This is a genomic window from Actinocrinis sp. (assembly GCF_035605935.1).
Lineage (GTDB): Bacteria > Actinomycetota > Actinomycetes > Streptomycetales > Catenulisporaceae > Actinocrinis.
The window spans coordinates 1-7,414 of the sequence record NZ_DATNGK010000158.1; the positions used below are offsets into that span (position 1 = coordinate 1).

The 7,414-nt window shown below is 66.5% G+C and carries 7 protein-coding genes; 4 read left to right on the forward strand and 3 right to left on the reverse strand.

The features are described from left to right. Nucleotides 1-421 precede the first annotated feature (421 nt). From VN779_RS13355 to VN779_RS13370, 4 genes are read left to right on the forward strand one after another with little or no spacing between them, the layout of a single operon-like run. Nucleotides 422-1,768 (forward strand): fibronectin type III domain-containing protein, encoded by a 1,347-nt coding sequence (locus tag VN779_RS13355; protein WP_325723030.1) that lies wholly within the window; start codon nt 422-424, stop codon nt 1,766-1,768. 7 nt (nt 1,769-1,775) lie between these two features. Beyond that, complete coding sequence (locus VN779_RS13360) at nt 1,776-2,246, forward strand: hypothetical protein (protein WP_325723032.1); 471 nt, start codon at nt 1,776-1,778, stop codon at nt 2,244-2,246. Continuing rightward, nucleotides 2,246-4,216 carry a hypothetical protein gene (locus VN779_RS13365; protein ID WP_325723034.1) on the forward strand — a complete coding sequence of 657 codons (1,971 nt, stop codon included), beginning with the start codon at nt 2,246-2,248 and terminating at the stop codon, nt 4,214-4,216. The genes VN779_RS13360 and VN779_RS13365 overlap by 1 nt, the downstream gene beginning before the upstream one ends. A gap of 60 nt (nt 4,217-4,276) precedes the next feature. Then, nucleotides 4,277-5,266 (forward strand): tripartite tricarboxylate transporter substrate binding protein, encoded by a 990-nt coding sequence (locus VN779_RS13370; RefSeq protein WP_325723036.1) that lies wholly within the window; start codon nt 4,277-4,279, stop codon nt 5,264-5,266. Here VN779_RS13370 and VN779_RS13375 read toward each other — a convergent pair. From VN779_RS13375 to VN779_RS13385, 3 genes are read right to left on the reverse strand one after another with little or no spacing between them, the layout of a single operon-like run. Beyond that, nucleotides 5,247-6,020 carry a YdcF family protein gene (locus VN779_RS13375; protein ID WP_325723038.1) on the reverse strand — a complete coding sequence of 258 codons (774 nt, stop codon included), beginning with the start codon at nt 6,018-6,020 and terminating at the stop codon, nt 5,247-5,249. The genes VN779_RS13370 and VN779_RS13375 overlap by 20 nt on opposite strands. Beyond that, entirely contained in the window at nt 6,020-6,295 is a 276-nt protein-coding gene (locus tag VN779_RS13380) for a hypothetical protein (protein ID WP_325723039.1), read from the reverse strand. Before VN779_RS13380 ends, VN779_RS13375 begins: the two co-directional genes overlap by 1 nt. Then, a complete protein-coding gene (locus VN779_RS13385; protein WP_325723041.1) occupies nt 6,286-7,326 on the reverse strand; it encodes a TAXI family TRAP transporter solute-binding subunit in 1,041 nt (346 codons plus the stop codon). The genes VN779_RS13380 and VN779_RS13385 overlap by 10 nt, the downstream gene beginning before the upstream one ends. Between the last annotated feature and the right edge of the window lie 88 nt (nt 7,327-7,414).

The window sequence follows — 7,414 nt, forward strand, 5'->3', positions numbered from 1 at the left end:
GCTCGCGTGAATTGATCACAGTCGCTTTTTCCGCTGCAAACGCCGAGGTTGTCAGCGCGTAGAGATTGTCACATGTCGCTTTGCGACGACTAATTTCGAGTGACGAACGTCTCGACGTAGCTGTAGTACTAGCACTTACAATCAATAACAAGTTCCTTTACGTGCCACAGAACGGCACGCTACCGTCGCCTCAAGTGATGCCACTCATTTGCGACCAATGAGAAATCTACTGCTCGCTTCATTGATCTCCCTTGCACTGTGCGCGTGTGGTGCAGGTGGCGACACGAGCGGAGACGGCGTACCGGTCGCACAGGTGCCGACGCCGACGCCGAGTCCTACGCCGACGCCGAGTCCTACGCCGACTCCGACTCCTACGCCGACACCGACGCCTGACACCACGCCTCCCACGGTGCCCTCGGGCATGGCGGCGAGTGCGGCGGGTGCCGGGCAGATCAATCTGAGCTGGACGGCCTCGACCGACAACGTGCGGGTGAGCGGCTATCGGCTTGAGCGCTGCCAAGGCGCGGGCTGCGCGAACTTCTCGCAGATTGCGACGCCGGCAGGCACCTCCGCCACCGATAGCGGGCTTGCCGACTCGACCAGCTACAGCTATCGCGTGCGCGCCGCGGACGCCGCCGGCAACTTGAGCGGCTTCTCCGCGGTTTCGAGCGCCACCACGCCGACACCTACGCCGCCACCGCCGCCGCCTCCGCCGCCGCCGGCAAACGTGCCTTGGGTCAACAACCTGGCCGTGGGACAGTGGTTCCAGATTCCGAACACCGCGCTTTCGGGCGTCGATCCATCGCCGGTTCCCCCTGGAAACACCGGCCCGCAGTCGAAAGTGCAGACATGGACTTCGTTCGTGGTGGATACGCGCACCTCCAAGGTCTACTCCGTGGCCGGCGGTGGCCACACCGACTATGCCGGTAACGAAGTGGACGAGCTCACTCTCGAGCTGGCGCAGCCGGTATGGACCCAGAAGCTCGCGCCGACGCCGAGCGGCTCGCTCACGAACTGCCAGTCCTATTACAACGACGGCAGGCCGGCCTCACGGCACACGTACTACGGCGTCACGCTCGACGTCGTGAACGATCGCATCATGCTGTTCGGTGGTGCGCCCTGGTGCTCCGCCGGCGGGTTTCACTCCGCGGTCAGCTCATATCAGATCAACGCGAACACCTATAACCAGCAGGGGACGCATCCGAGCATCGTCAATCAAGGCGCAGCCACCACGGAAGGGGGCGCGGCGTACTCGGTCGACCCGGCAACCGGCGACGTGTACAAGGCGCAGTTTTCCAACTACGCCAAGTGGACGCGCAGCACGAACAGCTGGTCCGTGCTCAACCCGCTCGGCAGCGGACCCGAAGGTCTGGAAACAATGTCCGCAATGGATACGACGCGCGGACGGATTCTGTTCGTCGGCGGCTCCAGTGACGATCACCACCTCTACACATTGGCCAACAACACCTTTACGGCGATCACGCTCAACGGCGCGAACGCCGCCAATGTCGCGGGCGCCGGACAAGCGGCGATGATCTATGTCCCGGCGATGGATCGCTACCTGGTGCGCCTCGCCGGTGCGGGCGGCACCATCTACCAGATCAACCCCGCGACATTCGAGGTGACGACGTTTGCCACCACGGGTGGCGGCTCGGTGCCCGGCACGCAGAGCGGCCCGTACAACAAGTTCCTCTACGTCCCGCGGCTGGGCGGAGCGATCTATGTGCCGAGCTACTCCGCAAACGCCTGGTTCGTGAGGCTGCACTGACGTGACCATGCGCAAACCATTCTTCATCGAAGCGTTCGACGCCAAGCGCCGTGCGTTCCTGCGGACGCTCACCGCGACGACGGCCGCGCTAGCCACGGCGAGGTGCGGCGGCGGCAGCAGCGATTCCAAAACCGCATCCCCGGTCGCGGGCGTCCCACCGACGCCGACCCCGACGCCGACCCCGACGCCGAGCCCGACACCGACGCCAACGCCAACGCCAACGCCGACGCCGAACGCACCACCGGTCTGGGCGACCATCCCGACGGTGACGTTCACGCAGGGCGTCGCCTCGAGCTTCTCGATCGCAACTTTCGTCAGCGATGCGAACGGCGACCCGCTAACCATCACCATGAACGCCGTCGCTCTGCCCGCGGGTGTCACCTTCGACGCCGCCGGCAAGCGGCTCGTGTACGACGGCATCGGCGCCATCCGCTCGGTCAGCGGAGTGCGGATGACGGCTAACGACGGGCAACCCTAATGGCGACGACCACATCCAACGCGTTTACGGTGCAGATCGTACCGCCACCGCCTCCGCTCACCGCGTCGTTCCAGTTGACGACCGCGGTCGGTGGAGCGGATCTGCCGTATACGATCGGTTACGCATTCGCGAAAGGGACGCTGCCCGCAGCGACAGCGCTCGCCGTCGATCAGGGCACCGCGCAGATCGTGGTGAAGCGGCAATGGAACGACGGCTCGATCAAGCACGTGGTCGTCTCCGGCCACGTCAGCATCCCGGCCGCCGGCGGCACTCAGGCGATCCAGATCTCCGCGGGCACGCCCACGGGCGGAACGGCGCTCACCAGCGCGGACATCGTCAGCGCGGCGCCCACGGCATCGGTGCAATGCGGCGCCATCGGCACGGTCACGCTCAGCAGCCTGCTCGGGGCGGCGCCGTTCAGAACCTGGGTGAGCGGCCCGGAAATGGTCGAGTGCCATTACCGCGGGCCGGTAGGGAGCGATGCAAGCCTGGTCGCCTGGTTCCACGTCAGGCTCTACCGCACCGGGAAGCTCTGGATACGCGCGTTCTGCGAGAACGGCTACGTCGACAAGGCGAGGGCCACCAAGACCTACGTGCCCACGGTGACGATCGGCGGCGCCACCGTCTACAGCCCCGGGACGAACCTCACTCATTACGCGAACACGCGCTGGGATATCGAAGGCTGGGTCCGGGGCGATCCGCAGATCACGCCGAAGCACAACGTCGCGCAGCTGATCTCGACGCGGCTCGTTCCGAACTACTGGAAGCGCAACCCGAGCGCGGCCGCGCTCAACGGCCTGGGCCAGGTCTATACCCCGATGTCGCGGGTCGGCTGGACCCAGGACGAGTCGGATACCGGTTTTCAGAACGCCATCGGGCTCTTGCCGCTGTGGGACGCCCTTTACTGCTCGAGCACCGATCCGCGAGCCTTCAGGGCCGCCATGGCTTCGGCGCGCTCGCTCGGCAGCTACGCGATCGTGTGGCGCGACAGCAGCGACAATCTTCCTACGCGCCCGTCTGCCCGCCCGAACTACACGGTAGGCGGAAACAACGGCGGCGGCGCGGACGGGCTCGCCGCGGGCCCGAACAACTGGGACCTCGCCCACCACGGCAGCGGCGGCTACCTCGCCTACCTCGTCACCGGGGACTACTACCACCTGGAGACGATGCAGCACCAGGCCTCGATGTGCTATCTGTGCAACGACCAGGGCCACGGCGCCGGGACTTCGCGGAAGCTCACGGGGCAGTCGCGCGCGATGGCGTGGTCGCTGCGCACGGTGGGCCAGCTTGCGGCCATTGGCCCGACCGACAGCGTCACGTCCGACTACGCGGCGCTTCTCGCGAGCAACATGGCGTTCTGGAGAACGAAGCTCCCCGACCAGTTCACCTCGCAGAACCCCTTGGGCATCCTCTACAGCTACGAGGTCGCTCAGCCCGCCTACGATCCCGGCCATACCGCAACGTGGCAGCAGAACTTCCATGTCCAGACGCTGGGCTTCCTGAGCGAGATCGAGCCGCTCGCGGACCTCACCGCCTTGAGGCTGATTCGCGACTACTACTACCGCTGGCCGGTCGGCCTGCTTGGTGCCGACGGCGGGGCCAACTTCTGCTTCACCCAGGCCAGCGCCTACACAATCAAGGTTGCCTCCGGGGTGCTCCCCAGTGCGGAGAACATGTCGCCGTGCTTCACGTCCTGGGGGGCCGTGTACCAGAACACCTTCCTGGCAGCCAACGGAACCTGCGGTACCGTGCTCCAAGGCTCGAGCGGCGGCGACCCGTTGAATGCGAACGTCGGTTACTACGGCAACCTCATGCCGGCCATCGCGTATGCCGTCGACCACGGTGCGCCCGGCGCGGCCGAGGCCTGGGCGCGCTTCTCCGGTGCTTCGAATTGGAGCTCGGTCGAAAACAGCGGCTTCGGCGATATCCCGATGTGGGGCGTCGTGCCGAAGGGGTTCGGCGGCACGTAGACGAGACCGCGCCGCGCAGCGGCGCAGCGGACCCATGGCTACCGCAATAGAATTCGTACCATGGCTTCGTTCCACCCGAGCCCAAGCAAGAAACTGAGGCTGCTGCTCTACGTCCTCGCCGCGCCCCTCCTGGCGTGGGCCCAGGCCTATCCTTCCAAGCCCATCCGGATGATCGTTCCGTTCCCGGCGGGCGGGCCGGCCGACATTTTCGGCCGCGGCCTCGCGCAGGGCATGTCGAGCGAGCTCGGCCAGCCGGTGATCATCGAGAACATCGGCGGCGTCGGCGGGGTGCTCGGCGTCGACCGCGCGCTGAAATCCGCCCCCGACGGCTATACCCTCGGCTTCAACAGCGGCTCCACCCTGTCGATCGCGCCCTACTCCTTCGCCAAGCTGCCTTACGACGTGAAGAAGGACGCCGCGCTGATCACGCTGGTCGTGCGGGTTCCGGAAGTGCTTGCCGTGCATCCGTCGCTCCCGGTGGCGACGCTCGCCGAGCTGGTCGAGCATGCGAAGAGAAATCCCGGCAAGGTCAACTTCGGCTCGGCCGGCGGCGGCAGCATCACGCACCTTGCGGGCGAGCTGCTCAAGTCGGAGGCGAAGATCGATCTTGTGCACGTCCCCTACAAGGGCGCCGCGCCTGCGGTGAACGATCTCGTCGGGGGACAGGTGCAGATGGGGATCTTCGACGTGCCGGTGCTGCTCGGGCATATCCGAAGTGGAAAGCTGAAAGCGCTGGCAGTGACTAGCGCCACACGGGCGCCGACCCTGTCTGACGTGCCGACGACCGCCGAAGCGAATTACCCCAACGTCACCTCGGACAACTGGTACGGCCTCCTCGTACCCGCGGCCACGCCCGCGGACATCCAGAAGCGTCTGAACAGCGCCGCGGTCGCCGCGCTTAAGTCGCCCGCGGTGACCGAGCAATTCGCGAAAGTCGGCGGTCTCGCCTCGCCCGGCACGCCCCAGGACTACGCCGCGTTCCTCGCCAAGGAGCAGGAGAAGTGGAGCCGGGTGGTCAACGCGATCGGATTCAAGGAGCAGAACCAGTAAAGCTCTGCCGCAGGCGCCGCACGGCTTCGGCGAGAAGCTCGTAGAGGGCATGGTAGCTGCCCTGCAGCGCGCTCATGCTGGGGAGCAGCTCGACTGGATGGTCGATGCCGAAGCGCTCTCCCGAGACGACTGTCGGCGCCGGCGTGACCTGGAAGCCCGCCGCAGCGAATTCGGCGCTCGCCCTGGGCATGTCGAAGCCGTGCGCCACGAGAACCACGTGCGTCATGCCGGCGGGCAAGAGGACGGCCGCCGATTCGGCGGCGTTTGAGCGCGTGTCGCGCGAGCGGTCTTCAGACCAGCGCACCTTTACGGTGAATTCCCCCTCGAGAGCGCGCTTCATCAGCGTCGCCTCGGCCGTTCCGCCGTACACCGAGCCCCCGCTCACCAGGACCGGAAGCCCGGTGGCGCGCGCGAGCAGCGCGCCGTAGCGCACGCGCTCGAGCGTAAGCCGCGACAGCGTGTCCCCGCCGAACTCGGGCGCATTGCGGCGCACGCCGGCGCCGAGGATGACGATCGCCTGGGCGTCGGCGGTTCGGCGCAGATCAAGCGCCGCCGGCTCGAGCGAACGCAGCAGCCCATGAGAGACCACCGGCAAGGACAAGAGCAGCAGACCGGCCACGCCGGTCCAGGCGAGCGCGCGCCCGATCCGCGGCCTGCGGCCAAGCAAGGCAAGGCCAGCGAGCGCGAGCAGCAGCGGTCCGGTCGGCGGAAGGACGAGCGCCGCGAGGATTTTCCTCGCGATCAGAAAGTCCACTACGTCGCTTTGCTGGTGCGGCGTGCCCTGGCGAGCGCCTGTCCGGCCAGCTCGAAGGCCACCGCGGCGCTCGAGAGCTTCTGCGTCTCCTGCATGACGATATCGAGGATGAAGAGAAACGTCGCCGTGTTGGGGTTGCGAAGACCGAGCGACCAGTCCATGACCTCTTCGGTGCGCACGCCCAGCCGCTGGCCCAGCGCCTCGTAGCCGCCGACGAGCTCGGCGGCGTGGCCCACCGAGCACATGCTGAACGACGTGCCGAGGGTCACTTGCACAGGCCGAGGATCTTCTCCTCGGCCGAGCAGGCTCTTGCGGGCTTCGCCACCACTTTCTGCTGGCCCGGGCGGCAATTGCGCAGCTCCTTCGCCGTGGGCCCGTAGTAGGTCCAGCCGTCGTTGAGCGGCGGGAGGCTAAGCTCGACTTCGCGCCACTTCGGGTGGCCCCTGGCCTGCAGCTCCGGAAACTGCTGGCAGAGCTCGCGCGCGAACTTCGTCAGGTGCTCGACCGTGCCCTGCAGGGTGTAGTCGTAAGTCACGAGGAACGCGCCGACCGAGATCGTGGTGAAGTCTTCCTTGATCAGGTTGGGATAGCTGCCGCTGTGGACCGTCGCGGGCGAATAGATCTTCATCGCCTGCTTGCTCGTGGGATGGCTGGGATCGAACTTCAGCAGCTTGATGAATTTCTGCGCCTCGGGCTTCATGTTGGCGATGATCGGCGCCGGCTGCCCGGCGGCCACCACCGCGACGTCGACCGACTTGTCGGTGATCAGCTTGATCAGCGCCTGGTCGTTCGGCAGGTAGGTCGCCGCGGCCTCGGGCATCGGGCCGTCGAACATCATCCGGTACAGCGTGTGCGTGATGAACGCCGCGCCGCTGCCCACGAGTCCGCCGTTGATCTTCGAGTCCTTGATGTCGTGCAGGTAGTTCAGCTCGGAATCGGCGCGCACGATGTAGTGGATCTCGGTGTTGTAGAGCGGCAGGATGACGCGAAGCGGCCGGATGATCCTTGCGGCCTCGGGGTTGCGGGACGCTCCGCGCTCGACGAACGCCTGGTAGACGTCGGCCTGGACGATCGCGAGCTTCACGCCCGGCTCGTGCCGCAGCAGCTTGACGTTCTCCGCGGAACCCGAAGTCGCCACGACCTCGAGCTCGACGTCCGCCCGCGGCGCCACCATCTTGGCGAGGTCGTTGCCGATGGCAAAGTAGGTCCCGCGCTGATCGGCGGTGACGATCTTGTAGGGCGTGCCGGCCCAAGCCTGGTGGTGCAGCAGCGCGCAAGCCGCCGCGATGAATGCGATTCTCGACATGGATCCCCCCTTCCCTGTTGTCACTTGCTCTTGCAAAGGGCGAGCGCCGCCACCGCAGGTGGGCACCCAGCCGGATCGTCGCTTCTTG

Bases quoted from the DNA above. Each gene is read 5' to 3' on its own strand.
- VN779_RS13355 (WP_325723030.1), top strand. From the start codon at position 422: ATGGCGGCGAGTGCGGCGGGTGCCGGGCAGATCAATCTGAGCTGGACG.
- VN779_RS13360 (WP_325723032.1), top strand. From the start codon at position 1,776: ATGCGCAAACCATTCTTCATCGAAGCGTTCGACGCCAAGCGCCGTGCG.
- VN779_RS13365 (WP_325723034.1), top strand. From the start codon at position 2,246: ATGGCGACGACCACATCCAACGCGTTTACGGTGCAGATCGTACCGCCA.
- VN779_RS13370 (WP_325723036.1), top strand. From the start codon at position 4,277: ATGGCTTCGTTCCACCCGAGCCCAAGCAAGAAACTGAGGCTGCTGCTC.
- VN779_RS13385 (WP_325723041.1), bottom strand. From the start codon at position 7,326: ATGTCGAGAATCGCATTCATCGCGGCGGCTTGCGCGCTGCTGCACCAC.